Consider the following 25,374-nt stretch of genomic DNA (forward strand, 5'->3'; position numbering starts at 1 on the left):
GCCCTCGCACCAGGTCGGCGCGCGTCCGGCGTCGTACCTCTCTCTGTCATGCCCCTGACTAGACGGACCCGAAGAAAGCGTCGCGCACGGATTCCCGCACCGATTTCCCGCACGGAAAGGAAAGGCCATGTCTCCCATTCCCCGCAGGTCCCTTCTCAAGGCGGCGGCCGTCGCCGGAGCCGCCGCGCAGTTCAGTTGGGTGCTGGGCGCGAAGGACGCCCAGGCCGCGCCGAGAACCGCGGCGGCCGACGGCGACCCGGTCACCCTCGACTGGCTGGAGGACGGCGGACTCGGTGCCGCGCCCGGGTCCACGGTCGGCGTGCCGTGGCCGATGGGCACCTACCAGGAGGACCAGACCTTCGCGCTGACGGACGCCGGGGGTGCGGCGGTTCCCGTGCAGTCCTGGCCGCTCGCCTACTGGCCCGACGGCTCGCTCAAGTGGACGGCCCACGCGGTGAGTTCGGGCTCCGGGAAGCTCACCCTCGCCGCCGGGGACACGGCTGCCCCCGACCAGAAGGTCACCGTCGACAAGCACGGCGGCACCATCGACGTGTCGACCGGGGTCATCACCGCGAAGATCGGCAAGAACGGCTCCACCCTCATCAAGTCGGTCACCCGGGGCGGCACGGAGATCGCCAAGAACGGCCGGCTCGTCCTCATCCGCCAGCCGGAGATCGAGGACGAGGAGCAGGGCTCGGTGAAGACCGAGCGCTTCGACGGAGTGATCGGAGACGTCACCGTCGAACAGGACGGCCCGGTAAGGGCGGTGGTCCGCATCGACGGCAAGCACCGCAAGGGTGCCCGGAGTTGGCTGCCGTTCTCGATCCGTCTCTACTTCTACGCGGGCGCCGACTCCTTCCGCATGGTGCACACGATCACCTTCGACGGCACGGTCGAACCGGGCAAGGCCAGCGGCGACTTCATCCGAGGCCTCGGCGTCCGCTTCACCGTGCCGATGCGGGACCAGGCCTACGACCGCCACATCCGCATCGGCGGCGAGGGAACAGGCCTGCTGCGTGAGGCGGTTCAGGGCATCACCGGCCTTCGCCGCGACCCGGGCGCGACCGTCCAGGCCGCCCAGTACGCGGGCCAGAAGCTGGCCGACCCGTCCACCTGGGACCAGCGGGTCACCACCCGCCTCCAGTACATCCCCAAGTGGGGCGACTACACCCTCTCCCAGCTCTCCGCCGACGGCTTCACCCTGCGCAAGCGCACCACCAAGGGCCATGGCTGGATCGCCGCCGGTGGTGGCGGACACGCCTCCGGGTTCGGGTACGTCGGCGGGGCGAGCGGCGGATTCTCCTTCGGGCTGCGGGACTTCTGGGAGAAGTTCCCCGCTCAGCTCGACATCCGCGACGCCCACACCGACGAGGCCGAGGTCACCCTCTGGCTCTGGTCACCCGAGGCCCAGCCGATGGACCTGCGCTTCTACCACGACGGCATGGGCCAGGACACCTACGCCAAGCAGCTCGAAGGCCTCGAAATCACCTATGAGGACTACGAGCCCGAGTTCGGCACCCCGTACGGCATCGCCCGCACTTCCGAACTCCTCTTCTGGGCCAACGAGTCGACGCCCGCAGCGGAAGCCCTGGCCCAACAGGTGGAAGCCGTACGGGTGTTGCCTCAACTCGCCGCCCCACCCGCCCAGTTGATCAAGTCCAAGGTCTTCGGCCCCGGCCTCTACTCCGAGCCCGACCGCTCCACCGCCGCCAAGGCGAAGATCGAGGACCACCTCGACTTCCTCTTCACCTACTACAAGGACCAGGTGGCGCAACGCCGTTGGTACGGCTTCTGGGACTACGGCGACTTCATGCACTCCTACGACACCGTGCGCCACCAGTGGCGGTACGACGTCGGCGGCTACGCCTGGGACAACTCCGAGCTGTCGCCGGACATCTGGCTCTGGTTCGCGTACATCCGCTCGGGCCGCTCGGACATCTTCCGCTTCGCCGAGGCACTCACCCGGCACACCGGCGAGGTCGACGTCTACCACCTGGGCGAGTGGGCCGGCTTGGGCACCCGGCACGGCGTCCAGCACTACGCCGACAGCGCCAAGCAGCAGCGCATCGCCAACACCACCTACCGGCGCTACTACTACTTCCTCACCGCCGACGAACGCGTCGGCGACCTCATGGCCGCCAACGTCGACTCCGACGAGACGTTCCTCGTCCTCGACCCGATCCGCAAGATCCGCACCGAGCCGTACACCCCCGACCGGCACGCCTTGTCGATCGGCTTCGGTACGGACTGGAGCGGTCTCGTCTCGGCCTGGCTGACCGAGTGGGAGCGCAAGGGCCCCAAGTGGGAGAAGGCCAAGGCGCGTGTCCTGTCGACGATGGAGACAATCGCCGCTCAGCCCAACGGATTTGTGCAGGGCAGCGGGCTGTACGACCTCGACACGGGCAAGTTCGCCGTTGCCACCGCGCCGGTGGTCTCCGTCTCGCACCTCTCCGCCGTCTTCGGCCTCAACGAGCTGTGCGCGGAGCTGATCTACCTGGTCGACATGCCCAAGTTCAAGGAGGTGTACATGGATTACTGCCGCTACTTCAACGCCTCCAAGACGGAACAGGCGGCACGCTACGGCTCCAACTTCGGCACCCTGCTGCTCTTCCAGGGCCATTCACGCCTCGACGCCTACGCCGCCGTACAACTCGGCGACGAGACGCTCGCCAAGCGCGCGTGGACCAAGTTCTACAGCTCGGACGGCTACATGGAGTCCTCGCCGTGGAAGACGGAGGCGCTGAACGGCCCCGTCACCCTCGTCCCGGGCAGCGAGGCCGCTTGGGTGTCCTCGAACGACACCGCGCTGTACGGCCTCGCCGCCATCGAGAACCTGGCCCTGCTCGGCGACAAGATGCCCTAGCGGTGGGCTAGTTCATCTTTCCCAGCACCTCCCGCACCCGCCGGGCGTCCCTGATCCGCTGCTCGTACGTGGCACCGAGTGCGAGCAGCAGGAGCCCGGCGAGGGCGGGCGGTGCCCAGCGGGGCAGGGCGCCGACCACCTGGGCGAGATACGGGGCGAGTTCGTGCAGCGCGTCCAGGACGAGGGTGCCGCCGCCGAGGACGAGCGGCGCCTGGAGGCGGTGCCTCGCCCCGATCAACGTGACGACCAGCGCGGCCGTGCCCAGCAGCAGCGGGCGTGTCCAGTGCGCGTCCGCCCAGGCCGCGAGGAGGCTCGGGGCGAGCGTGGCGGCGAGGCCGGGACCGTACGCCGTCCAGGACGAGGCGCTCGGGTCGCGGCGCCTGCGCAGCGCGCCCACGAAGAGTGCCGGGACGGTCACCGGCAATGTGTACGCCTCGGGGCTGCCGACGTCCCACGCGGACAGCCGTACCCAGGCGGCGAGGACGAAGAGAGCGGCGGCCGCGTAGCCGACGTCCCTCCGCTCGGGCCGTACCGCCGTGCCGGCCGCGATCACTCCGCACAGGGCCAACACCAGTGCCAGCATGGGCAGTTCGCCCGCCGCGAGACCGATCGCGACCAAGCCCGCGACCGCGCCCGTGATCTCGACGGACATGGTGGTGGCCGGGTCGGCGATGCGCGCGGCGAGCAGTGCGGCGGCCGCCGGCACGACGAGTACCAGCAGCGCGATGTGCTGCGGCTGCCAGTCCAGGGCGGCCCCGACAGCGCAGGCGAGGGCTGTGGCGTACCCGAGGGAAGCGGCGGCGGAGGCCGGTGCGAGACGCCCGCGCCAGGCCGCCCCCGCGAACACGGCGGTCAGGGAGGTGAGTACGGCGAGCGTGGCCGGTTCCGTGGCCAGCGAGAGGGCGGCCAGGCTGAGCGAGGTGAGCAGGGCAAGGAGGAGGGCGGCTCGGTGCGTGACGGCGAGGAGGGCCACGATTGCGAGCCCCTGCACCAACAGGCCCACGCTGTACGGAAGTTGGAGCGTGGTCGGGATGGTGATCACCGTCGCCCACGCCAGGGTCAGTGCGGCGGTGCGCGCCTGTGGCCGCCATTCGGTGTTGCGGACGGTGAAGGTCAGGACCGCCCCAACCACCGCGAGAACCAGGGGAGTTGCGGCCGTGTGCGGCGGCCAGAAGGCACCCATGGCCGCCGCGTCACGGGCGTCGCCCGGCACGCCGGACCAGACGTCTGACACCCACGCGGCCGGACCCAGCAGCGTGACACCGACGACCGGCGCCGTCCACAGCACCGCGCCCGCCTGCACGATGCCGGAGGCCCAGCCGAGGCCGTGGCGTACGGGCTCGGGGAGACGGCCGCGCACGAGCGTCAACAGGGCGATGCCGCACGCCAGATAGCCCGGAACCGTCCAGTCGGCGGGCAGTGACGCGCGCAGCATTCCGCCGAGCGCGGCGACCACGAACAGGCCGCCCGCCGCGGCCGTACTCGTCCGCAGTCCCCGGCCGTCCGCGAGCCAGGCGGCGCCGAACGCGCCCGTCGCCGCGAGAGTGAAGAGCTCCGCCGCACGGGCGGCGGCGCCCGGACCGGCCGCGTCCAAGGAGATCAGGCCGGTCGCCAGCACGCCCCAGCCACCCATGCCGAACGCGCCGCCGGCGGCGACGAAGCGGACGGCCTTCGGGGAGACCCGGAGCGCGACAATCATGTCGATCACGGCGGTCAGCAGCACCGCGGCCGTGATCGTGTGCGGGCCCCCGCCGGCCGCGATCGCCCAGAGAACCAGGGGGAGTTGGGCGACCGCGAGCGCGGCGGGGAGGGGGAGGAGAAGGGTCGTCGGGGTGGGCCGCGCGGCCGGGGTCGGGAGTGCCGCGAGTCCGAGGCCGTACGCCGTCCAGAGCGCCGTCAGTACCGTCGCCGCCACCGCCGCGAAGGTCACGCCGTCGCCGTCCGGGAACGCCACCTCGTGCAGCGCGTAGGCGTCCAGCACCGTCAGGACGAGACCGAGGCCCGCGAGCGACTCGGCCGTGGAACGCAGCCCCCGCCGCAGCAGCGCCACCGGTGCGCCGAGCGTCGCCAGGGTCACCGCGCCGAGCACCAGGGTCCGGCCCGCGATGCCCAGGTTGCCCCAGCTCACCAGGGTGAACGCCATCGCCGCGAGGGTGAGCAGGATGCCGCCGAGCAGGAGCAGCACGTTCTGCACGCCCGGTGCGGAGGCCTCCGGGCGGGGCGATGCGCCGGGCGGCGGCAGCGCGGGCGCGGGCCGGACCGGCTGGAGCACGGTCAGCAGCCAGGCCCGGCGGTGCAGCAACTGGGCCCGGCGGGCGTCCAGTTGGCGCAGCTCGGCGTCCAGAAGCCCCAACTCCACGGCCGGGGGCGGAATGTGCGTCATGGTTCGGAGTGTGGTGCCCGTCACGTCGTACGACATGAGTACGCGTACTCAAACGGTTCTGGTTGCCGCGAGACGGGCCCGTGAGCGGGCAGACTCCCGCCATGGACTGGATCCACTACCGCTTCCACGCCCGCTGGGCGCTGCCCGCGCCGCCCGCCGTCGTCTACCCGGTCCTGGAGCGGGCCGAGGAGTATCCGCGCTGGTGGCCACAGGTGCGCGAGGTCAAGCGGCTCGACGACACCACCGGCGTCGTCCGCATCCGGGCGAGCCTGCCGTACACCCTGACCTTCACCGCGCGGGAGGTGCGACGCGATCCGGCCGCCGGGGTCCTGGAGATCTCGATGACCGGTGATCTGGCGGGCTGGGCACGCTGGACGCTCACGGCCGACGGCCCCGGCACGCTCGCCCGCTACGACCAGGAGGTCGACCTGAACCAGCCGCTGCTGAGGCGGTTCGCAGTACCCGGGAGGCCGGTGTTCCGCCTCAACCACGCGCTGATGATGCGGGCCGGACGGCGCGGGCTCCTCGCGTACCTGGAAGCGGTTTGAAGGAAACCGGCGGGGGCCTGTATTGTTCAGTCCGTTCCCGGGCGATTAGCTCAGTGGGAGAGCGCTTCGTTCACACCGAAGAGGTCACTGGTTCGAACCCAGTATCGCCCACCGGGAAAGGCCGGTCCGCATGGCGGACCGGCTTTTTTGTGTGCCGACGCGGCGACCGGCTAGGCGGCCTCCGCCGTCAGGTCCGGGCGCAGGGGCCATGACTGGTCCACCGCCTCCGGTGTGCCGCTGCGCGCGAACCACGCCTGGAGACCGCGTGCTTGGGCCGCGTGCCACGTCGACTGCAACGTGTGGAGTTCGGCGGGGGACAGGCGTTCCAGCCGGGTCGCGAAGCGGCGGCCCAGAGCGCGGACCACCTCCAGTGAGGCCAGCGCGTCCGCGCCCGCGTCGTGCGCGCCCTCCAGCGTGACGCCGTAGTGCGCGCACAGGTCGGTGAGGGTGCGGCGGCCCTTGCGGTAGCGGTCCAGGTGTTTGTCCAGGACCCGGGGGTCCAGCACCCGTAGCGCCGTCGTCTGGAACCAGTGGTCCAGATGGGACGCGCGATGGCGGCGCAGCTCGCGGTCCAGGAGGGTCAGATCGAAGGGCGCGTTCATCACCACCAACGGGCGTCCCATGGCGGCCTGTTCGGCCAGTTCGTCGGCTATCTCACGCATCACCGGCGCAGGCCAGCGGCCGTTGCGCTGCAGATGCTCGTCCGTCAGTCCGTGAATCGCCGTCGCCCCCGCGGGCACCGGCACCCCAGGGTTCACCAGCCACCGGGTCACCCGTGGCCGGGTACCGGGGGCGTCCTGGACGACGACCGCGGCCGACACGATCCGGTCGGCCTCCACATCGATGCCCGTGGTCTCCGTGTCGAACGCGGCCAACGGGCCCTCGTACCAGCACGTCATACGTACACAACTCCTCGTTCACCCACGGCAGGTGACGCACCGTCTTCTGCCTGTTTGGTGATACCCGGGCTGTTTGCGCCGTACGCCGGAAGGACACAACAGGAGTGCGGGTCTTTGCAGTTCAGCGGCTCGCCACGGGGAAACACTTGGCGTGGAAGGCGACTTGGTCATGGTGATAGCGCAGCCCGAGCGGGGCGGGCTGCTGCCCGAACGGACGGCACCCCATCGCGGATCGCTCGCCACCACCGCCTGCATGGAGACTCTGCAGGTGGGCTATCTGCACGCCGTCGCCGCCGCGGCCGGCTGCTCGCTGTCGCAGCCCTTCCCCGACAACGGCATCGACTGGCACGTCAGCCACGGCTCGCCCGGGCACACCGTCGACGACGAGGTCACCATCAAGGTGCAGCTCAAGTGCACCTACCAGCTCCCGCCGAACCCGCCGGGCCGCTCCTTCTCCTTCACGCTCGACAACGACCATCTGCGCAAGCTCGCCCGCACCCCGGTCTCGGTGCACAAGATCCTGGTCGTGATGCTCGTCCCGCGCTCCCAGGACGACTGGCTGCGCGCCAGCCACGACCGGCTCGATCTACGGCACTGCTGCTACTGGGTCAACCTCGCCGGCCACGCGATCACCGGCCGGACCCGGACCACCGTGCGCATACCGACCGCACGCATCTTCGACGACCGGGCGCTGTGCGAGATCATGACGCGGGTCGGGACGGGAGGCAGGCCATGAGGCACCGCTCGGTCGAGGAACACCTGCGGTCGGTACGACCGCATCCCGTGGACACCACCTCCTGGGAGCGGGCCCCCGAGCCCGACCAGGTCGATCCCGCCGTCCTCGGCGCACTGCTGCGGCGGCACGGCTGGCAGCGGCGCGGCGGAGCGCCCGGACGGTACGGCCGCTGGACCCCACCCGGGCCCGGCGGCTCGGGCACCAGCCTGCTGGTCCCCGAGAGCCGGGCCTTCCCCGACAGCGACGACCTGCTCGGCGAGGCGCTCGTCGCCCTCGCCCGCAGCAACACCCCCTCCGCCCGCGAGGTCCTCGTCGGCCTCGCCGTACCGAGCGACGAGATCCGCTGGTGGCGCGATGTCCCGACCGGACCGGCCGGCGCCGCGTCCTGGACCGTCGAGGACCAACTGCGCGCCGCCGCCCGCCAGATGCTGCTCGCCGCCGCACTCGCCACCCGCGCCCGGGCCGGCTACTACGGCGCCCGCCACCGCCGCCCGGCCGCCGCGTCCCTGGAGAACGTCCTCGTGGGTTCCGCGCCGGGAGGACGCCAACTGACCGCGTTCGTTCCTGTCGACACAGGGCGCGCCCTCGCCGTACGCCTCCACCAGGCCCTGTACGCCACCCGCGAGGCGATCGACTACGAGCGGGCCACCGGCGGCATGGACGCCTTCGACGGTGCTGTCGAGGCGGGCGTCAGCCGTGAGCTGACCGAGGCCGTGGTCGCCCTGGTGCGGGGTACCGAGGGTGCCCGGATCGCCGTCGAGTGGGCGCCGGCCGCAGGTGTGCCCGAGGGCTGTGCCGCTCCCGCCGAGGCCGTCGAGTTCTCGCCCGGCGACCTGCCCGTGCTGCGGGCGGCCGGGGCTCGCTATCTCCGCGAGGAACCGGCCATGCCCGTGCGTATCACCGGCTCGGTGGTGCGGATGCGCCGGTCGGGGCCGCGCGGCGAGGGCACCGTACGGATGCAGGTGATCGCGGGCGCCGAGGTCGGGCACGTCCGGATGACCCTGGACGAGGAGTCCTACCGGATAGCCGGTCACGCCCATCTCGTCGGCCTCCCGGTGCGGGTGCACGGGCGGCTGGAGAGCCGGGGCGGCTTCCGCAGGCTCACCGGCGCCTCCGGGGTCGTACCCGTGCAGGTGGACGAGGCGGAGCGGGACCGGCTGATGAAGTCCCTCCAGGAGAACCTCGACTTCTTCGAGGAGGCGTGCAGCGGGGAGGACTGAGCGAGGGGAGCCCGGGGGCGACCGTTTCGCGGTGGGCCCCGTAGGGTCGGTACGATCCCCTATTGCGCGCGCTCACGGTATGGCGCCGCATCCACCCTGCAGTCAGGAGAGACCGGTGTCAGACGTCCGTGTGATCATCCAACGCGATTCCGAGCGGGAAGAGCGCACGGTGACGACGGGCACCACGGCCGCGGAGCTCTTCGCCGGCGAGCGCTCGATCATCGCCGCGCGCGTGGCCGGAGAGCTCAAGGACCTCGCCTACGAGGTGCGGGACGGCGAGCAGGTCGAGCCGGTCGAGATCTCCTCCGCCGACGGTCTCAACATCCTGCGCCACTCCACCGCCCACGTCATGGCTCAGGCCGTGCAGGAACTGTTCCCCGAGGCCAAGCTCGGCATCGGCCCGCCGGTCAAGGACGGCTTCTACTACGACTTCGACGTCGAGCGGCCGTTCACGCCCGAGGATCTCAAGGCCATCGAGAAGAAGATGCAGGAGATCCAGAAGCGGGGACAGAGGTTCTCCCGCCGCGTGGTCACGGACGAGGCGGCTCGTGAGGAGCTGGCCTCCGAGCCGTACAAGCTCGAACTGATCGGCATCAAGGGCTCCGCCTCGACCGACGACGGCGCGGACGTCGAGGTCGGCGGCGGCGAGCTGACGATCTACGACAACCTCGACGCCAAGACCGGCGACCTGTGCTGGAAGGACCTCTGCCGCGGTCCCCACCTGCCGACCACCCGCAACATCCCGGCGTTCAAGCTGATGCGCAACGCCGCCGCGTACTGGCGCGGCAGCGAGAAGAACCCCATGCTCCAGCGGATCTACGGCACCGCGTGGCCCTCCAAGGAGGAGCTGAAGGCGCACCTCGACTTCCTGATCGAGGCCGAGAAGCGCGACCACCGCAAGCTGGGCAACGAGCTGGACCTGTTCTCCATCCCGGACCAGATCGGTTCCGGCCTCGCCGTCTTCCACCCCAAGGGCGGGGTCGTCCGCCGGGTCATGGAGGACTACTCGCGGCGCCGCCACGAGGAGGAGGGCTACGAGTTCGTCTACACCCCGCACGCGACGAAGGGGAAGCTCTTCGAGACGTCCGGGCACCTGGACTGGTACGCCGACGGCATGTACCCGCCCATGCAGCTCGACGAGGGCGTGGACTACTACCTCAAGCCCATGAACTGCCCGATGCACAACCTGATCTTCGACGCGCGTGGCCGCTCCTACCGTGAACTGCCGCTGCGCCTCTTCGAGTTCGGGACCGTGTACCGGTACGAGAAGTCGGGCGTCGTGCACGGGCTCACCCGCGCGCGGGGCTTCACGCAGGACGACGCGCACATCTACTGCACGCGCGAGCAGATGGCCGACGAGCTGGACAAGACGCTGACCTTCGTCCTCAACCTGCTGCGGGACTACGGTCTGACGGACTTCTACCTGGAGCTGTCGACCAAGGACCCGGAGAAGTTCGTCGGCTCGGACGAGGTCTGGGAAGAGGCCACCGAGACGCTGCGACAGGTGGCCGAGAAGCAGGGGCTGCCGCTCGTTCCCGACCCGGGTGGCGCCGCGTTCTACGGGCCGAAGATCTCCGTCCAGACGAAGGACGCGATCGGCCGGACCTGGCAGATGTCGACGGTCCAGCTCGACTTCAACCTGCCCGAGCGCTTCGACCTGGAGTACACCGGGCCGGACGGCTCCAAGCAGCGGCCGGTCATGATCCACCGTGCGCTGTTCGGTTCCATCGAGCGGTTCTTCGCGGTCCTGCTCGAGCACTACGCGGGGGCGTTCCCGGCGTGGCTGGCGCCGGTGCAGGCGGTCGGGATCCCGATCGGGGACGCGCACGTGGAGTACCTGGAGAAGTTCGCCGTGGCGGCCAAGAAGAAGGGGCTGCGCGTCGAGGTCGACTCGTCCTCGGACCGGATGCAGAAGAAGATCCGCAACGCGCAGAAGCAGAAGGTGCCGTTCATGGTCATCGTCGGCGACGAGGACATGAACGGCGGCACGGTGTCCTTCCGCTACCGCGACGGTTCGCAGGAGAACGGCATCGCGTTCGACGAGGCCATCGCCAAGATCGAGCAGATCGTGGCGGACCGCGTCCAGGTCTGATCCATCGCCGCTGCGGAGGCCCCCGGGGAGTTCAGCTCCCCGGGGGCCTCTCGTCGTCCTCCCGCGCGAAGACCTGGAGCAGCCAGGAGGCGAAGGTTCCGGTGACCGCGCCGAGGAGGGCCAGGCCGATGGCCATCATGCCGACCGCGATCAGGCGGCCGAGCGGGGTGATCGGGGTGACATCGCCGTAGCCGACGGTCGCGAAGGTGGCGCAGGTCCACCAGACGGCGTCGCCGAAGGTTTTGATCGTGGCGCCGGGGGCCGTGTGTTCCTCGTGATAGACGGAGAGGGCGCCCGCGAAGCCCAGCAGGGCGGTCGAGAGTCCGGCGTAGACGATCACGCGCGCGTGCAGTGCGAGCCGGGGCCGGCCGTGCCGGCGCTGGACGGCCTCGTAGACCTTGACGACGCGCAGGGGGCGCAGCAGGGGCAGGAGCAGCACCAAGGTGTCCAGCCAGTGCTTCCGGACGAAGCGCAGCCGCTGTCCGCTGAGCCGCCAGCGGACCGCGTAGTCGACGGCGAAGAGCGCCCAGGCGGCGAACAGTACGGCGAGGCAGAGATCCTGCCAGTCGGACGGCAGGCCGTCGGCGAGAATGCGGACCGCGTACGCGCCGAGGTAGACCATCGACGCCACGGCGAGCGGAACCTCGGTGCGCCGCTCCCACCGCTCCTTGCGACTGTCCTCGTCCATCGGTCCAGCTTGGCGGCGGACCCCCCTCGTGCAACCCCGGCGACACGCCGCGAACGAGCGAAGCCATATGCTGACTTGCATGACGAGTGAGCCGGAGCAGCAGATCGGAGTGGGGACGCCGGACGCGTTCCAGCGCCTGTGGACCCCGCACCGGATGGCCTACATCCAGGGTGAGAACAAGCCGACCGGCCCGGGGGCCGACGACGGTTGCCCCTTCTGCTCGATCCCGGCGAAATCGGACGAGGACGGGCTGATCGTCCGGCGCGGGGACCTGGTGTACGGAGTGCTCAATCTGTACCCGTACAACGGCGGCCATCTGATGGTGGTGCCCTACCGGCACGTCGCCGACTACACCGATCTGACCGACGCGGAGACCGTGGAACTGGCGGCTCTCACCAAGCAGGCGATGACGGCCCTGCGGACCGCGTCCGGTGCCCACGGCTTCAACATCGGCATGAACCAGGGGAGTGTGGCGGGCGCCGGCATCGCCGCCCACCTGCACCAGCACATCGTCCCGCGCTGGGGCGGCGACACCAACTTCATGCCGGTCGTGGGCCACACCAAGGTGCTGCCCCAACTCCTCGCGGACACACGGAAGATGCTGGCGGACGCGTGGCCCACGGTGTGAGCCACGAGCCGAGCTGGTCTCACGCGTCGTAGAGGTCGGCCTTGCGCGGTGACGCGTCCTGCACGTTCGTGCTGAGGAACGCCGAGCGGTTGCCGAACTTCTCCGTGTCCACGCCGTTCTCGTCCAGGACGCGGATCGCGGCGGCGTGGACCACCCGCAGGACCGGTGTCGCGGCGCGCAGCGCGTCGTCCGCCATGAAGCGGTGGCGCCAGGGCTGGTCGGCCCAGGCGTGCCGCAGGCCGAAGGGCTCGGGCAGGGATATGGATCCCCCGAGCCAGTTCAGCAGCGGCGGGTACCAGGTGAGCGGGGCGCGGACCGCGAGGCGTACCACCTCGTCGGTGGGGACGAGGGGGAGCTTGACCTTGCGGGTCTCCCACGGCTTGAGGGTCTTCTGGACGTCCTTCGTGGGAGCCTCGGGCTTGCCGGTGAACAGCGAGTTCACCGGTCCCAGGGCGTGCCCGGTGATCTCGATGCGCAGCGTCTTGTGCAGCACGGTCACGGTGATCATCATCGTGATGACCAACTGGCCTTCCCAGAGCGTCCATTGGACACCCAGGTAGTGCCGGTCGCCGGCGCCGAACTGCTGCTTGTTGCAGATGTCCTGGATGGCGTGCGACTTGACCTGGTACGCGTCGACGTCCGTGCCCTCGGGGCGGGACACCGCCTTGGCGCCCTCACCGATCGGTGTCACGACCCAGTGGCGTATGGACGCCTTCGGGAAGCCGCCGGTGTTGATCGTGTTCCGCTCCAGCATGCGGAGGTCGTCGTGGATGTTGCGGATGACGTCCCAACTGCGGAAGGGGTGGATCTCCCGGTCGGCGTCGCGCGCGATCAGGTCCTCGGCGAGCTGCCAGCTTCCCCAGCGGGTGCCCATGCCGAGGATGCCCTTGGGCCCGGCGTAGAAGACCGAGTTGGACTGCTGCTCGGCGCTGAGCTTGGCCAGGGCCTGGCGGAGCTGCTCGGCCTGGGTCTCGCCGGGGCTGGTCGGTACCGCCTCGGGGACCTTGGCGCCGACGCTGCTGCCGGAGAGCAGGCTGTCCCAGCGCCCGCGGAGGTCCTTCGCGGTGTTCTCACAGATCTGCTTGGCCCACAGCCAGCCGACGACGGGGAGGATGACGCACGCGCGTGCGTACCAGGCCCAGAAGCCGGTGAACGGCATCTTGATCAGGAAGATCACGGCGACGGCGCCCACCGCGACGAGCAGGGTGGTGGCGAGGGCGCCGGCCCGCTTGTTCTTCTGGGTGCTCTTGTCGATCAGGCTGCGCAACTGGAAGATCAGCAGCCAGATCACGAGCCCGGGCAGGAACAGCAGACCGCACAGCACCATGACCATGGACAGCCGGTTGTCGCGGGCCCGGCGGATGTTGTTGGCCGCCAAAGCGTGCTCGACGACGGCCTGCGGTTCGGTGCCGAACGACTGGATGAGGGGCTTGCGTCCGGGGCCCAGCAGGCGGGTCACCAGGGCTCCCGAGAACGCCTCGCCGAGGTTGGGGCGGAAGATCGTCGCCCACTTGCGGCCCGCGTTGACGGTCGTCTGGTGCCATTCGTTGTCGGCCTTCTTGATGTCCGCGACCGGGTTGTCCCGGTAGGCCGCCGAGGCCAGCGCGAACGTCGCCGTCTGGCCCTCGCCGCCCGTCAGCGGCACCTGTGGTCCGAAGATGTCCGCGTAACCGCTGTCAACGGTCATTCCCGCCCCCGATCGCCGCTGTTCCCGCTTCTGCGGCTTTCCCGACTTCCGTGCTCCGCACACCTGTTGATCAGGTCATCAGCGTATCCGCACCCACTGACATTCGTCGGCGGACAACCGAAGCCGCCCGCCGACACCTGGGGATCTTTGAAGCAGAGGGCAACTAGGGTGCGTCGCCCGCCTGTTCGCGGATCCTCTCGGCGACCTGCGGAGGCATCGGTTCGTGCCGGGCGTACGCGCGGTTGAAGCGGGCCGTGCCGTGCGAGAGGGAGCGGAGGTCGACGGCGTAGCGGCCGATCTCTATCTCGGGCACCTCGGCCCGGATCAGGGTGCGGCCGCCGGTCGTCTGCTCGGTGCCGAGCACCCGGCCCCGGCGCCCGGACAGATCGCTCATGACCGCGCCCACGTAGTCGTCGCCGACCAGCACGCTCACCTCGGCCACGGGTTCGAGGAGATGGATCCGCGCGTCGGCCGCCGCCTCCCGCAGGGCCAGCGCGCCGGCCGTCTGGAACGCGGCGTCCGAGGAGTCCACCGAGTGCGCCTTGCCGTCCAGCAGTGTGATGCGTACGTCGAGCAGCGGATGTCCGGCGGCAACTCCCCTGGCGGCCTGGGCCCTTACGCCCTTCTCGACCGAGGGGATGAACTGCCGCGGCACCGCGCCGCCGATGACCTTGTCCACGAACTCGATGCCGGTGCCGCCGGGCAGGGGCTCGACCTCGATCTCGCAGATCGCGAACTGCCCGTGCCCGCCGGACTGTTTGACGTGCCGGCCGCGCCCGTGCGCCTTGGCGGCGAACGTCTCCCGCAGGGAGACCTTGTGCGGGACGAGGTCGACCTGGACGCCGTAGCGGCTGCGCAGCCGTTCCAGGGCGACGTCCGCGTGGGCCTCGCCGAGGCACCACAGGACGACCTGGTGGGTGTCCTGGTTCTGTTCCAGGCGCATGGTCGGGTCCTCGGCGACGAGCCTGCTCAGGCCCTGCGAGAGCTTGTCCTCGTCCGCCTTGCTGTGCGCCTGGATGGCGAGCGGCAGCAGCGGGTCGGGCATCTCCCATGGCTCCATGAGCAGCGGGTCGTCCTTGGCGGAGAGGGTGTCCCCGGTCTCCGCGCGGCCCAGTTTCGCCACGCACGCGAGGTCGCCCGCGATGCAGTGCGTGAGGGCCCGCTGCTGCTTGCCGAAGGGCGCGGACAGGGCGCCGACGCGTTCGTCGATGTCGTGGTCCTCGTGCCCGCGGTCGGCGAGCCCGTGCCCGGAGACATGGATCGTCTCGTCGGGGCGCAGGGTGCCGGAGAAGACGCGGACCAGGGAGACCCGGCCGACGTAGGGGTCGGAGGCGGTCTTCACGACCTCGGCGACCAGCGGCCCGTTCGGGTCGCACGCCTTCAGCTCGCGCGCCCTGCCGTCGACCGTGGTGACACCGGGCGCCTCGCGCTCCAGCGGGGTCGGGAAACCGCCCGTGATCAGCTCAAGCAGCTCGACCGTGCCGAGGCCCTGGCGGGAGCCCTCGGCGGCGGGAGCGGCGGCCAGCACGGGGAAGAACACCCCGCGCGCCACGGCCCGCTCCAGGTCGCCGATCAGCGTCTTGACGTCGATCTCCTCGCCGCCGAGATAGCGGTCCATGAGGGTCTCGTCCTCGCTCTCCGAGATGATCCCCTCGATGAGCCGGTTGCGGGCCTCCTCGATCCCCGGCACCTGATCGGGGCCGGGCTCGGACTCCTTGCGCTCCCCGGACGCGTAGTCGAACACCTTCTGCGACAGCAGCCCGACCAGACCGGTCACGGGCGCGTGCCCGTCCGGACCCGGCGCGCCGCGCAGCGGCAGATACAGCGGGAGTACGGCGTCGGGGTCGTCCGCGCCGAACGCCTCCGCGCAGGTGCGGGTCATCGACTCGAAGTCCGCGCGCGCGGATTCCAGGTGCGTGATCACGATGGCGCGCGGCATGCCGACCGCCGCGCACTCCTCCCACACCATGCGGGTCGAGCCGTCCACGCCGTCGGAGGCCGAGACGACGAAGAGGGCCGCGTCCGCCGCACGCAGACCGGCCCTCAACTCCCCGACGAAATCGGCGTATCCGGGAGTGTCCAGCAGATTGACCTTGTACCCGTCCCACTCGACGGGCACCAGGGAGAGCTGCACCGAGCGCTGCTGCCGGTGCTCGATCTCGTCGTAGTCGGAGACGGTGCCGCCGTCCTCCACGCGGCCCGCCCGGTTCACCGCCCCCGCGGTCAGCGCGAGGGCCTCCACCAGAGTCGTCTTGCCCGATCCGGAGTGGCCGACCAGCACCACATTCCGTACGGACGCGGGGTGGTCGGCCGCCGTAGCCCTGCCGGCGGCTCCGGGGTGTGCGTTCGCCTTGTCGCCCATGGCCTTGCCTCCCGTACACGGTGAGGTCACTGTGGGCGCGGACACACGCAGCCGCGTGCGGTGGCGGCTCCGATGACGCCCGCGGTCCTTCGAGCTTTCCACTCCCGTCACGGTGCGTCCATACAGCGGACGCGATCCGGCCGCCGGCACCGATGGCATGGAGTCGTGCTGCAGCCATTCAAAACATGGGCGTACGGGTGCCCGGCCGTCACCCACGCGCGCGCGTGGCTACGATGGGCCAGCCGGTGGCCAGCAGGGGCCACGCGGCGACACCGACCCTCGGGAAGGCCATGCTGAACAAGTACGCGCGTGCATTCTTCACGCGTGTCCTCACGCCGTTCGCCGCGTTTCTGATCCGGCGGGGCGTCAGCCCCGACACGGTCACCCTCCTGGGCACCGCCGGAGTGGTCGCGGGCGCGCTGGTCTTCTACCCCATGGGCGAGTTCTTCTGGGGCACGGTCGTGATCACACTGTTCGTGTTCTCGGACCTCGTCGACGGCAACATGGCCCGCCAGCTCGGCCGCTCCAGCCGCTGGGGCGCCTTCCTGGACTCCACGCTCGACCGGGTCGCCGACAGCGCGGTCTTCGGCGGCCTCGCCCTCTGGTACGCGGGCGGCGGCGACAACATCGCCCTGTGCGCCGTCTCGATCTTCTGCCTGGCCAGCGGCCAGGTGGTGTCGTACACCAAGGCGCGCGGCGAGGCGATCGGCCTGCCGGTGGCCGTCAACGGTCTGGTCGAGCGGGCCGAGCGGCTGGTGATCTCCCTCGTCGCGTGCGGTCTCGCCGGGCTGCACAAGTTCGGTGTTCCGGGCATCCAGTGGCTGCTGCCGATCGCGCTGTGGATCGTCGCCGTGGGCAGCCTGGTCACGCTGATCCAGCGGGTCGTCACGGTCCGCCGGGAGTCCGCCGAGGCCGACGCCGCCGCGGCCCAGGAGGCCGCGCAGCACAGCAGCGGGGCGACCCCGTGAGCAAGGCCCGGGAGCGGCTGACGGACGCGCTCTACGGCGTCGGCTGGAGCACCGTCAAGAAGCTCCCCGAGCCCGTCGCCGTCCGGCTCGGCCGCACCGTCGCCGACATCGCCTGGAAGCGGCGCGGCAAGGGCGTACGGCGGCTGGAGAGCAACTACGCGCGCGTGGTGCCCGACGCGAGCCCCGAGCGGCTCGCGGAGCTGTCGCGCGCGGGCATGCGGTCGTACCTGCGCTACTGGATGGAGTCCTTCCGGCTCCCCGCCTGGAGCCCCGAGCGGATCAAGGCGGGCTTCACCCCCAAGGACGTGCATTACCTGACCGACGGCATCGCCTCCGACCGGGGCGTCATCCTCGCCCTGCCGCACCTGGCCAACTGGGACCTCGCCGGCGCCTGGGTCACCACCAAGCTGGAGACCCCGTTCACCACGGTCGCCGAACGCCTCAAGCCCGAGACGCTCTACGACCGGTTCGTCGCCTACCGCGAGGGCCTCGGCATGGAGGTCCTCCCGCACAGCGGCGGCACCGCCTTCGGCACGCTGGCCCGCCGGCTGCGGGACGGCGGCCTGGTCTGCCTGGTCGCCGAGCGCGATCTGTCCGCCTCCGGCGTCGAGGTGAAGTTCTTCGGGGAGGCCACCCGGATGCCCGCGGGACCGGCCCTCCTCGCCCAGCAGACGGGCGCGCTGCTGCTCCCGGTCACGCTCTGGTACGACGACTCACCGATCATGCAGGGTCGGGTCCATCCGCCCGTCGAGGTGCCCGAGTCAGGTGACCGGGCCGAGAAGACGTCTGTGATGACACAGGCGCTGGCAGACGCCTTCGCCACCGGCATCGCCGACCACCCGGAGGACTGGCACATGCTCCAGCGCTTGTGGCTCGCGGATCTCGATCCGACCAAGGGGCCCTCGTGAGGATCGGCATCGTCTGCCCCTACTCCTGGGACGTGCCGGGCGGCGTCCAGTTCCACATCAAGGACCTCGCCGAGTACTTCATCCGGCTCGGCCACGAGGTGTCCGTCCTCGCCCCCGCCGACGACGACACCCCGCTGCCGCCCTACGTCGTCTCGGCCGGCCGCGCGGTCCCGGTGCCCTACAACGGCTCGGTGGCCCGGCTCAACTTCGGCTTCCTGTCCGCCGCCCGGGTCCGACGCTGGCTGCACGACGGCGAGTTCGACGTCATCCACATCCACGAACCGACCTCTCCATCCCTGGGCCTGCTGACCTGCTGGGCCGCGCAGGGCCCGATCGTCGCCACCTTCCACACCTCCAACCCGCGCTCCCGGGCGATGATCGCCGCGTACGCGATCCTCCAGGCTGCGCTGGAGAAGATCAGCGCGCGGATCGCGGTGAGCGAGTACGCCCGCCGCACCCTCGTCGAACACCTCGGCGGCGACGCGGTCGTCATCCCGAACGGCGTCGACGTCGACTTCTTCGCCCGCGCCGAACCCAAGCCCGAGTGGCAGGGGGAGACCATCGGCTTCATGGGGCGCATCGACGAGCCCCGCAAGGGCCTCCCGGTGCTCATGCGTGCCCTGCCGAAGATCCTCGCCGCGCGCCCGAAGGCCAGGCTCCTGGTCGCCGGACGCGGCGACGAGGAGGAGGCCGTCGAATCGCTGCCCAAGGAGCTGCGTTCGCGCGTCGAGTTCCTCGGCATGGTCAGCGACGAGGACAAGGCCCGCTTCCTGCGCAGCATCGACCTCTACGTCGCCCCGAACACCGGTGGCGAGAGCTTCGGCATCATCCTCGTCGAGGCCATGTCGGCGGGCGCCCCGGTGCTCGCCTCCGACCTGCCCGCCTTCGCGCAGGTCCTCGACCAGGGCCAGGCGGGGGAGCTGTTCACCAACGAGGACGCGGACGCGCTCGCCGAGGCGGCCGTACGGCTCCTGGGGGACCCCGAGCGGCTGGCGGAGCTGCGCCGCAGCGGGAGCGCCCATGTGCGGCGGTTCGACTGGTCGACGGTCGGGGCCGACATCCTGTCCGTGTACGAGACGGTGACCGCCGGCGCGGCGGCCGTCGCCACCGACGAACGCACGGGACTGCGGGCGCGGTTCGGGCTGGCCCGGGACTGAGGATGCCGGGCATGCCTGGTGCCGACCACCAGGGGTCGTGCTGCGCTCCCGCGCGCGGGGAGGTCGGTTCGCTTTTCCAACTCGGGGTGCGCGGTGGGCGATTGGCCGACGACACCTGCGCGATCGCCCTCCCCGGCGGCGAGTTCCGGATGGGCGACGCGTTCGACGAGGGCTACCCGGAGGACGCCGAGGGACCCGTCCGTACGGTCACCGTGGAGCCGTTCCGCATCGACGCCACCGCCGTCACCAACGCGCGCTTCGCCCGCTTCGTCGAGGACACCGGATATGTCACCGAGGCGGAGCGGTACGGCAGTTCGTTCGTGTTCCACCTGCTGCTGCACCCCCGCGCGCGGGACGCCGTCTTCGGCCAGGTCGAGGCGGCGCGGTGGTGGCTCGGCGTGGAAGGCGCCTCCTGGAGGGCACCCGAGGGCCCCGGCTCGGACATCGCGGACCGCCCCGACCACCCCGCCGTACACCTCTCGTACCACGACGCGCTCGCCTACTGCGCCTGGGCGGGCGCCCGGCTGCCCACCGAGGCCGAGTGGGAGTACGCGGCCCGGGGCGGCCTCGCGGAAAAGCGCTACCCCTGGGGCGACGATTTCTCCCCCGAGCGACTGAACACCTGGCAGGGCGACTTCCCCCGGGTCAGCACCCGCACCGGCGGAGCCACGGGCACGGTCCCGGTCGACGCGTACGAGCCCAATGGCTTCGGCCTGTTCAACACCTCGGGCAATGTGTGGGAGTGGTGTGCCGACCGCTTCGTACCGGGCGGGGTGGAGCGGGTGATCCGCGGCGGCTCGTACCTCTGCCACGCCTCCTACTGCCACCGCTACCGGGTCGCCGCCCGCTCGAAGAACACCCCCGACTCGTCGACGGGGCACGGCGGTTTCCGGTGCGCGTGGGACCTGACGGGAGTGTGAGCGCGGGCGGGTAGCCTTGCCGCCCGTGACCGCAACCCTGATCTGGATCCTCGTCGCCGTCGTGGCGATCGGCCTGTACCTGAGCTGGACCGCGGGCCGGCTCGACCGGCTGCACGCCCGGATCGACGCGGCCCGCGCGGCCCTCGACGCCCAACTGCTGCGCCGCGCCTCGGTGACACAGGAGCTGGCCACCTCCGGAGTCCTCGACCCGGCCGCCTCGATCGTCCTGTACGAGGCCGCGCACGCCGCCCGGCAGGCCGAGGAGGAGCAACGAGAGGTCGCCGAGAGCGAGTTGAGCCAGGCCCTGCGTGCCGTCTTCGCCGAGGCCCAGCAGGTCGAGGGCGTCCGCGAGGCCCCCGGCGGCGAGGCTGCCGCCAACGAACTCGCGGAGGCCGTACGCCGCGTCCCGATGGCCCGGCGCTTCCACAACGACGCGGTGGGCGCGGCCCGACGCCTGCGCGAACACCGCAAGGTCCGCTGGTTCCGCCTGGCCGGACACGCCCCCTTCCCGATGGCCTTCGAAATGGACGACGAGCCACCGTCGGCGTTGGCCGACCGGCCCGCGTAGGGCCTGTCCGGTGGAGCGGGTGCGGCAGTCCGAGGGGGGCTCGGTCGGTGCCGGTGTCTGGTGAGTGGTGTGTGTGGCTGTGAGGTGGTGGAGGCTGTGGTGTCAGCCGTTGCTGCGGCGGTTGGTGTGATGCGGGAGTCGTCGGCGGCTTTGGTCGACTGGGCGGTGTAGGGCTTGTTCGGTGGAGCGGGTGCGGCAGTCCGAGGGGCCTCGGTCGATGCCGGTGACCGGTGAGTCATGCGCGTGGCTGCCAGGTGGTGGAGGCTGTGGCGTCAGCCGCTGTCCCGGCGGTTGGTGCGATGTGGGAGCCGTCGGCGGCCTTGGCTGACCGGGCGGCGTAGGTCTGTCCGCCGGAGCGGGGCTCGGGAGACCGACGGGCAGCGATCAGCGCCGGTGACCGGTGAACCGTGCGCGCGGCGGGGAGGTGGCGGAGGCCGTGGCTTCAGCCGCTGCCGCGTCGGGTGGTGCGATGCGGGAGCCGTTGTCGGCCTTGGTCGACGGGGCGGCGTAGGGCCTGTCCGGTGGGGCGGGGCGCGGCAGATCGAGGGGCATTGATCGGCATCGGTGTCCGGTGAGTGGTGTGTGCGGCTGGGATGTGGTGGAGGCTGTGGCCTCAGCCGTTGCCGCGGCGGGCGGTGCGATGCGGGAGCCACCGTCCGCCCTGGCCGACCGGGCTGCGTAGGGCCTGTCCGGCGGAGCGGAGTCGGGAAGCCGATGGGATCGACCGGCTCCGGCGGGCGGCTGCGAGGTGGAGGAGGGCCGACTTCGGGCGTTGCCCTGGATAGGTGGCGGCTGCCGGCAGCACCGCAAGTGAGCGCGTCCGGGCCCGCGTTCGCCTCATGGTCTGCTGGATGGCCTCCGTGCACTCACCGGCGCCGATGAAAGCAGCGCGTGCGGCTGCGAAGCCCTGCTGTCAGGAGCCGGCGACGGCACCGCAGGTCAGCGCCCAAGATCCCGGCCCTGGCATGACCCGCCGTCGAGCCCCAGATGGCACAGCGGTTCGAAAACGATCCACCGGCTGTTCATTGGCCCTTGCTGTGGCCTGCGCCTCTCGCGTTTCCTCGGTACTGCAGAAACCCTCTTTCACCGAGTGAGGTCACCCCGTGTCCAGCACCCCCAGCTCCGCCCAGACCCCCGAGACCGGCACCGCGCGCGTGAAGCGCGGCATGGCCGAGCAGCTCAAGGGCGGTGTGATCATGGACGTGGTCAACGCCGAGCAGGCGAAGATCGCCGAGGACGCCGGTGCCGTGGCCGTCATGGCCCTGGAGCGGGTCCCCGCCGACATCCGCAAGGACGGCGGCGTGGCCCGGATGTCCGACCCGACGATGATCGAGGAGATCATCGAGGCGGTCTCCATCCCGGTCATGGCCAAGTCCCGCATCGGTCACTTCGTCGAGGCCCAGGTCCTGCAGTCCCTCGGCGTCGACTACATCGACGAGTCCGAGGTCCTCACCCCGGCCGACGAGGTCAACCACTCCGACAAGTGGGCCTTCACGACCCCCTTCGTCTGCGGTGCCACCAACCTGGGCGAGGCCCTGCGCCGTATCGCCGAGGGCGCCGCGATGATCCGCTCCAAGGGCGAGGCCGGCACCGGCAACGTCGTCGAGGCGGTCCGTCACCTGCGCCAGATCAAGAACGAGATCGCCAAGCTGCGCGGCTTCGACAACAACGAGCTGTACGCCGCCGCCAAGGAGCTGCGCGCCCCGTACGAGATCGTCCGCGAGGTCGCCGAGCTGGGCAAGCTCCCCGTCGTGCTGTTCTCCGCGGGCGGTGTCGCCACCCCCGCCGACGCTGCGCTGATGCGCCAGCTCGGCGCCGAGGGCGTCTTCGTCGGCTCCGGCATCTTCAAGTCCGGCGACCCGGCCAAGCGCGCCGCCGCCATCGTGAAGGCCACCACCTTCTACGACGACCCGAAGATCATCGCGGACGCGTCCCGCAACCTCGGCGAGGCCATGGTCGGCATCAACTGCGACACCCTCCCCGAGACCGAGCGCTACGCCAACCGCGGCTGGTAGTCACCGATGACCAACCCTGTCGTAGGCGTCCTGGCCCTCCAGGGCGACGTACGGGAGCACCTGATCGCCCTGGCCGCGGCCGACGCCGTGGCCAGGCAGGTCAGGCGCCCCGAGGAACTCGCCGAGGTCGACGCCCTCGTCATCCCCGGCGGCGAGTCCACTACCATCTCCAAGCTGGCCGTCCTCTTCGGAGTGATGGACCCCCTGCGCGCACGCGTGCGTGCCGGTATGCCCGTCTACGGCACCTGCGCCGGCCTGATCATGCTCGCCGACAAGATCCTCGACCCGCGCTCGGGCCAGGAGACGATCGGCGGCATCGACATGATCGTGCGCCGCAACGCCTTCGGACGGCAGAACGAATCCTTCGAAGCGGCTGTCGACGTCCGGGGCATCGAGGGCGATCCTGTGGAGGGCGTCTTCATCCGCGCCCCCTGGGTCGAGTCCGTCGGTGCCGAGACCGAGGTCCTCGCCGAACACGAGGGCCACATCGTCGCGGTCCGCCAGGGCAACGCGGTCGCCACGTCGTTCCACCCGGAACTGACCGGCGACCACCGCGTGCACTCCCTGTTCGTCGACATGGTGCGCGCGAACCTGGCTCCGGGGTCCTAGTAGGATCTCTGGGGTTCGTAAAGAGTTGGGTTACGCGAAGGAGACAGGCAGATGTCCGGCCACTCTAAATGGGCTACGACGAAGCACAAGAAGGCCGTGATCGACGCCAAGCGCGGCAAGCTCTTCGCGAAGATGATCAAGAACATCGAGGTCGCGGCCCGTACCGGTGGTGCCGATGTGTCCGGCAACCCGACGCTGTTCGACGCCATCCAGAAGGCCAAGAAGAGCTCGGTCCCGAACAAGAACATCGACTCCGCCGTCAAGCGCGGCGCCGGTCTCGAAGCCGGTGGCGCCGACTACGAGACGATCATGTACGAGGGTTACGGCCCCAACGGTGTCGCGGTGCTCATCGAGTGCCTCACCGACAACCGCAACCGCGCCGCCTCGGACGTCCGCGTCGCCATGACCCGCAACGGCGGGAACATGGCCGACCCCGGGTCCGTCTCGTACCTCTTCAACCGCAAGGGCGTCGTCGTCGTCCCCAAGGGCGAGCTGTCCGAGGACGACGTCCTGGGTGCCGTGCTCGACGCGGGCGCCGAGGAGGTCAACGACCTCGGTGAGTCCTTCGAGGTCATCTCCGAGGCAACCGACCTGGTCGCGGTCCGCACCGCCCTCCAGGACGCCGGGATCGACTACGACTCCGCCGACGCCAACTTCGTCCCGACCATGCAGGTCGAGCTGGACGAGGACGGCGCCCGCAAGATCTTCAAGCTGATCGACGCCCTTGAGGACAGCGACGACGTGCAGAACGTCTTCGCCAACTTCGACGTCAGCGACGAGGTCATGGAGAAGGTCGACGCGTAACGCCCTCGCGGGCTGAGCGGTTTCGGCGGGCCGGTGGGACACGTTCCACCGGCCCGCCGCTGTTGTCGGTGGCAGCGGATAGCCTGGCGTGAAGTCAAAGATCACCGAAGGGGGAGGCGCGTGCGGGTACTCGGGGTGGACCCCGGACTGACCCGGTGCGGTGTCGGTGTCGTCGAAGGCGTCGCGGGCCGGCCGCTCACCATGGTCGGCGTCGGTGTCGTACGGACCCCGGCGGACGCCGAGTTGGGCCTGCGCCTGGTCGCCATCGAGCAGGGCATCGAGGCGTGGCTGGACGAACACCGGCCCGAATTCGTCGCCGTGGAGCGGGTGTTCAGCCAGCACAACGTACGGACGGTGATGGGCACCGCACAGGCCAGCGCCGTAGCGATGTTGTGTGCCGCCCGGCGGGGTATCCCGGTCGCCCTGCACACCCCCAGCGAGGTCAAGGCCGCCGTCACCGGCAGCGGACGCGCCGACAAGGCGCAGGTCGGCGCCATGGTGACCCGGCTGCTCCGGCTCGACGCGCCCCCCAAGCCCGCCGACGCGGCCGACGCCCTCGCGCTGGCGATCTGCCACATCTGGCGCGCCCCCGCGCAGAACCGTCTCCAACAGGCCGTTGCCCAGAACCGACTTCAGCAGGCCGTCGCCCTGCACGCGGCCAAGACCCCGCAACCACCGCAAGCACCGAAAGGCCGTACCGCATGATCGCCTTCGTCAGTGGCACGGTCGCCGCGCTCGCCCCCGACACCGCCGTGGTCGAGGTCGGCGGTGTCGGCATGGCCGTCCAGTGCACACCGAACACGCTGTCCACGCTCCGCCTCGGCAAGCCGGCCAAGCTCGCCACCTCCCTCGTCGTCCGCGAGGACTCGCTCACCCTGTACGGCTTCGTGGACGACGACGAACGCCAGATCTTCGAGCTGCTCCAGACCGCGACCGGCGTCGGCCCCCGGCTCGCACAGGCGATGCTGGCCGTGCACACCCCGGACGCGCTGCGCCGGGCGGTCGCCGCCGGTGACGAGAAGGCGCTGATGGCCGTCCCGGGCATCGGCAAGAAGGGCGCGCAGAAGCTGCTGCTGGAGTTCAAGGACCGGCTCGGCGCGCCGGTCGGGTCCGCCCCGGCGATCGGCGCCCCGGTCACCAGCGGCTGGCGCGATCAACTGCACGCCGCGCTGATCGGCCTCGGGTACGCGACCCGCGAGGCCGACGAGGCCGTGGCCGCCGTAACGCCGCAGGCCGAGGCCGCCGAAGGGGCGCCGCAGGTGGGGCAGTTGCTGAAGGCCGCCCTGCAGACCCTGAACCGCGCCCGCTAGGAGAACGTC

General features: G+C 70.8%; 21 protein-coding genes and 1 tRNA gene. 17 read left to right on the plus strand and 5 right to left on the minus strand.

What is annotated here, in order from left to right:
• Positions 1-127: 127 nt before the first annotated feature.
• On the plus strand, positions 128-2,863 hold the full coding sequence (locus tag AB0M63_RS33250; RefSeq protein ID WP_366021960.1) for a Tat pathway signal sequence domain protein: 2,736 nt from the start codon (positions 128-130) through the stop codon (positions 2,861-2,863).
• 7 nt (positions 2,864-2,870) lie between these two features.
• Here AB0M63_RS33250 and AB0M63_RS33255 read toward each other — a convergent pair whose 3' ends face one another.
• On the minus strand, positions 2,871-5,282 hold the full coding sequence (locus AB0M63_RS33255; protein ID WP_366021961.1) for a hypothetical protein: 2,412 nt from the start codon (positions 5,280-5,282) through the stop codon (positions 2,871-2,873).
• Between the two features lie 65 nt (positions 5,283-5,347).
• On the opposite strand from AB0M63_RS33255, the gene AB0M63_RS33260 reads away from it, so the two are divergent.
• Positions 5,348-5,794 (plus strand): SRPBCC family protein, encoded by a 447-nt coding sequence (locus tag AB0M63_RS33260; RefSeq protein WP_366021962.1) that lies wholly within the window; start codon positions 5,348-5,350, stop codon positions 5,792-5,794.
• A gap of 39 nt (positions 5,795-5,833) precedes the next feature.
• Positions 5,834-5,905, plus strand: a tRNA-Val gene (locus AB0M63_RS33265).
• 59 nt (positions 5,906-5,964) lie between these two features.
• On the opposite strand, the gene AB0M63_RS33270 is transcribed toward AB0M63_RS33265, so the two are convergent.
• Entirely contained in the window at positions 5,965-6,693 is a 729-nt protein-coding gene (locus tag AB0M63_RS33270; protein ID WP_366021963.1) for a 3'-5' exonuclease, read from the minus strand.
• Between the two features lie 169 nt (positions 6,694-6,862).
• On the opposite strand from AB0M63_RS33270, the gene AB0M63_RS33275 reads away from it, so the two are divergent.
• The 3 genes from AB0M63_RS33275 to thrS all read left to right on the plus strand — a co-directional run bounded on the left by AB0M63_RS33275 (position 6,863) and on the right by thrS (position 10,741).
• Positions 6,863-7,429, plus strand: coding sequence for a DUF4365 domain-containing protein (locus tag AB0M63_RS33275; protein ID WP_355919084.1), 567 nt, complete (start codon positions 6,863-6,865; stop codon positions 7,427-7,429).
• The gene (locus AB0M63_RS33280) at positions 7,426-8,649 is read left to right on the plus strand and encodes a hypothetical protein (RefSeq protein ID WP_366021964.1); all 1,224 of its coding nucleotides are present in this window, start codon (positions 7,426-7,428) and stop codon (positions 8,647-8,649) included. Before AB0M63_RS33275 ends, AB0M63_RS33280 begins: the two co-directional genes overlap by 4 nt.
• 115 nt (positions 8,650-8,764) lie before the next feature.
• A complete protein-coding gene (gene thrS, locus AB0M63_RS33285; protein ID WP_366021965.1) occupies positions 8,765-10,741 on the plus strand; it encodes a threonine--tRNA ligase in 1,977 nt (658 codons plus the stop codon).
• Between the two features lie 31 nt (positions 10,742-10,772).
• Here thrS and AB0M63_RS33290 read toward each other — a convergent pair whose 3' ends face one another.
• Entirely contained in the window at positions 10,773-11,429 is a 657-nt protein-coding gene (locus AB0M63_RS33290) for a potassium channel family protein (RefSeq protein ID WP_355919076.1), read from the minus strand.
• Between the two features lie 67 nt (positions 11,430-11,496).
• Here AB0M63_RS33290 and AB0M63_RS33295 point away from each other — a divergent pair, with 67 nt between their 5' ends.
• Positions 11,497-12,057 (plus strand): HIT domain-containing protein, encoded by a 561-nt coding sequence (locus AB0M63_RS33295; RefSeq protein WP_355919073.1) that lies wholly within the window; start codon positions 11,497-11,499, stop codon positions 12,055-12,057.
• Between the two features lie 19 nt (positions 12,058-12,076).
• On the opposite strand, the gene AB0M63_RS33300 is transcribed toward AB0M63_RS33295, so the two are convergent.
• The gene (locus tag AB0M63_RS33300) at positions 12,077-13,744 is read right to left on the minus strand and encodes a hypothetical protein (protein WP_355919070.1); all 1,668 of its coding nucleotides are present in this window, start codon (positions 13,742-13,744) and stop codon (positions 12,077-12,079) included.
• A gap of 163 nt (positions 13,745-13,907) precedes the next feature.
• Positions 13,908-16,106: an elongation factor G-like protein EF-G2 gene (locus AB0M63_RS33305; protein ID WP_366021966.1), complete on the minus strand. Its 2,199-nt coding sequence runs from the start codon at positions 16,104-16,106 to the stop codon at positions 13,908-13,910.
• A 233-nt stretch (positions 16,107-16,339) separates the two neighbouring features.
• Here AB0M63_RS33305 and pgsA point away from each other — a divergent pair, with 233 nt between their 5' ends.
• The 10 genes from pgsA (at position 16,340) to ruvA (ending at position 25,365) form a co-directional block, all read left to right on the plus strand.
• Positions 16,340-17,074: a phosphatidylinositol phosphate synthase gene (gene pgsA / locus AB0M63_RS33310; RefSeq protein WP_355919253.1), complete on the plus strand. Its 735-nt coding sequence runs from the start codon at positions 16,340-16,342 to the stop codon at positions 17,072-17,074.
• Positions 17,071-17,982 carry a phosphatidylinositol mannoside acyltransferase gene (locus tag AB0M63_RS33315; protein WP_355919064.1) on the plus strand — a complete coding sequence of 304 codons (912 nt, stop codon included), beginning with the start codon at positions 17,071-17,073 and terminating at the stop codon, positions 17,980-17,982. The genes pgsA and AB0M63_RS33315 overlap by 4 nt, the downstream gene beginning before the upstream one ends.
• Complete coding sequence (locus AB0M63_RS33320; protein WP_355919061.1) at positions 17,979-19,139, plus strand: glycosyltransferase family 4 protein; 1,161 nt, start codon at positions 17,979-17,981, stop codon at positions 19,137-19,139. The genes AB0M63_RS33315 and AB0M63_RS33320 overlap by 4 nt, the downstream gene beginning before the upstream one ends.
• 11 nt (positions 19,140-19,150) lie before the next feature.
• Positions 19,151-20,059: a formylglycine-generating enzyme family protein gene (locus AB0M63_RS33325; protein WP_366021967.1), complete on the plus strand. Its 909-nt coding sequence runs from the start codon at positions 19,151-19,153 to the stop codon at positions 20,057-20,059.
• A gap of 16 nt (positions 20,060-20,075) precedes the next feature.
• Positions 20,076-20,627, plus strand: a complete 552-nt coding sequence (locus AB0M63_RS33330) for a hypothetical protein (RefSeq protein WP_355919055.1) — start codon at positions 20,076-20,078, stop codon at positions 20,625-20,627.
• Between the two features lie 1,103 nt (positions 20,628-21,730).
• A complete protein-coding gene (pdxS, locus tag AB0M63_RS33335) occupies positions 21,731-22,642 on the plus strand; it encodes a pyridoxal 5'-phosphate synthase lyase subunit PdxS (protein WP_200686525.1) in 912 nt (303 codons plus the stop codon).
• 6 nt (positions 22,643-22,648) lie between these two features.
• Complete coding sequence (pdxT, locus tag AB0M63_RS33340) at positions 22,649-23,251, plus strand: pyridoxal 5'-phosphate synthase glutaminase subunit PdxT (RefSeq protein ID WP_366021968.1); 603 nt, start codon at positions 22,649-22,651, stop codon at positions 23,249-23,251.
• A gap of 51 nt (positions 23,252-23,302) precedes the next feature.
• Positions 23,303-24,055, plus strand: a complete 753-nt coding sequence (locus AB0M63_RS33345) for a YebC/PmpR family DNA-binding transcriptional regulator (protein WP_352180401.1) — start codon at positions 23,303-23,305, stop codon at positions 24,053-24,055.
• A gap of 120 nt (positions 24,056-24,175) precedes the next feature.
• A complete protein-coding gene (gene ruvC / locus AB0M63_RS33350) occupies positions 24,176-24,760 on the plus strand; it encodes a crossover junction endodeoxyribonuclease RuvC (RefSeq protein ID WP_366021969.1) in 585 nt (194 codons plus the stop codon).
• A complete protein-coding gene (gene ruvA, locus AB0M63_RS33355; RefSeq protein WP_355919044.1) occupies positions 24,757-25,365 on the plus strand; it encodes a Holliday junction branch migration protein RuvA in 609 nt (202 codons plus the stop codon). Before ruvC ends, ruvA begins: the two co-directional genes overlap by 4 nt.
• Positions 25,366-25,374: the final 9 nt, after the last annotated feature.

Origin of the sequence: Streptomyces sp. NPDC051576 (genome assembly GCF_040681835.1) — a bacterium.
GTDB lineage: Bacteria > Actinomycetota > Actinomycetes > Streptomycetales > Streptomycetaceae > Streptomyces.

Excerpts from the sequence above, each read along its gene's own strand:
- AB0M63_RS33250 (WP_366021960.1), top strand. The coding sequence starts at position 128 with ATGTCTCCCATTCCCCGCAGGTCCCTTCTCAAGGCGGCGGCCGTCGCC.
- AB0M63_RS33255 (WP_366021961.1), bottom strand. The coding sequence starts at position 5,282 with ATGTCGTACGACGTGACGGGCACCACACTCCGAACCATGACGCACATT.
- AB0M63_RS33260 (WP_366021962.1), top strand. The coding sequence starts at position 5,348 with ATGGACTGGATCCACTACCGCTTCCACGCCCGCTGGGCGCTGCCCGCG.
- AB0M63_RS33270 (WP_366021963.1), bottom strand. The coding sequence starts at position 6,693 with ATGACGTGCTGGTACGAGGGCCCGTTGGCCGCGTTCGACACGGAGACC.
- AB0M63_RS33275 (WP_355919084.1), top strand. The coding sequence starts at position 6,863 with ATGGTGATAGCGCAGCCCGAGCGGGGCGGGCTGCTGCCCGAACGGACG.
- AB0M63_RS33280 (WP_366021964.1), top strand. The coding sequence starts at position 7,426 with ATGAGGCACCGCTCGGTCGAGGAACACCTGCGGTCGGTACGACCGCAT.
- AB0M63_RS33290 (WP_355919076.1), bottom strand. The coding sequence starts at position 11,429 with ATGGACGAGGACAGTCGCAAGGAGCGGTGGGAGCGGCGCACCGAGGTT.
- AB0M63_RS33295 (WP_355919073.1), top strand. The coding sequence starts at position 11,497 with ATGCTGACTTGCATGACGAGTGAGCCGGAGCAGCAGATCGGAGTGGGG.
- AB0M63_RS33300 (WP_355919070.1), bottom strand. The coding sequence starts at position 13,744 with ATGACCGTTGACAGCGGTTACGCGGACATCTTCGGACCACAGGTGCCG.
- AB0M63_RS33305 (WP_366021966.1), bottom strand. The coding sequence starts at position 16,106 with ATGGGCGACAAGGCGAACGCACACCCCGGAGCCGCCGGCAGGGCTACG.
- pgsA (WP_355919253.1), top strand. The coding sequence starts at position 16,340 with ATGGGCCAGCCGGTGGCCAGCAGGGGCCACGCGGCGACACCGACCCTC.
- AB0M63_RS33325 (WP_366021967.1), top strand. The coding sequence starts at position 19,151 with ATGCCTGGTGCCGACCACCAGGGGTCGTGCTGCGCTCCCGCGCGCGGG.
- pdxT (WP_366021968.1), top strand. The coding sequence starts at position 22,649 with ATGACCAACCCTGTCGTAGGCGTCCTGGCCCTCCAGGGCGACGTACGG.
- AB0M63_RS33345 (WP_352180401.1), top strand. The coding sequence starts at position 23,303 with ATGTCCGGCCACTCTAAATGGGCTACGACGAAGCACAAGAAGGCCGTG.
- ruvA (WP_355919044.1), top strand. The coding sequence starts at position 24,757 with ATGATCGCCTTCGTCAGTGGCACGGTCGCCGCGCTCGCCCCCGACACC.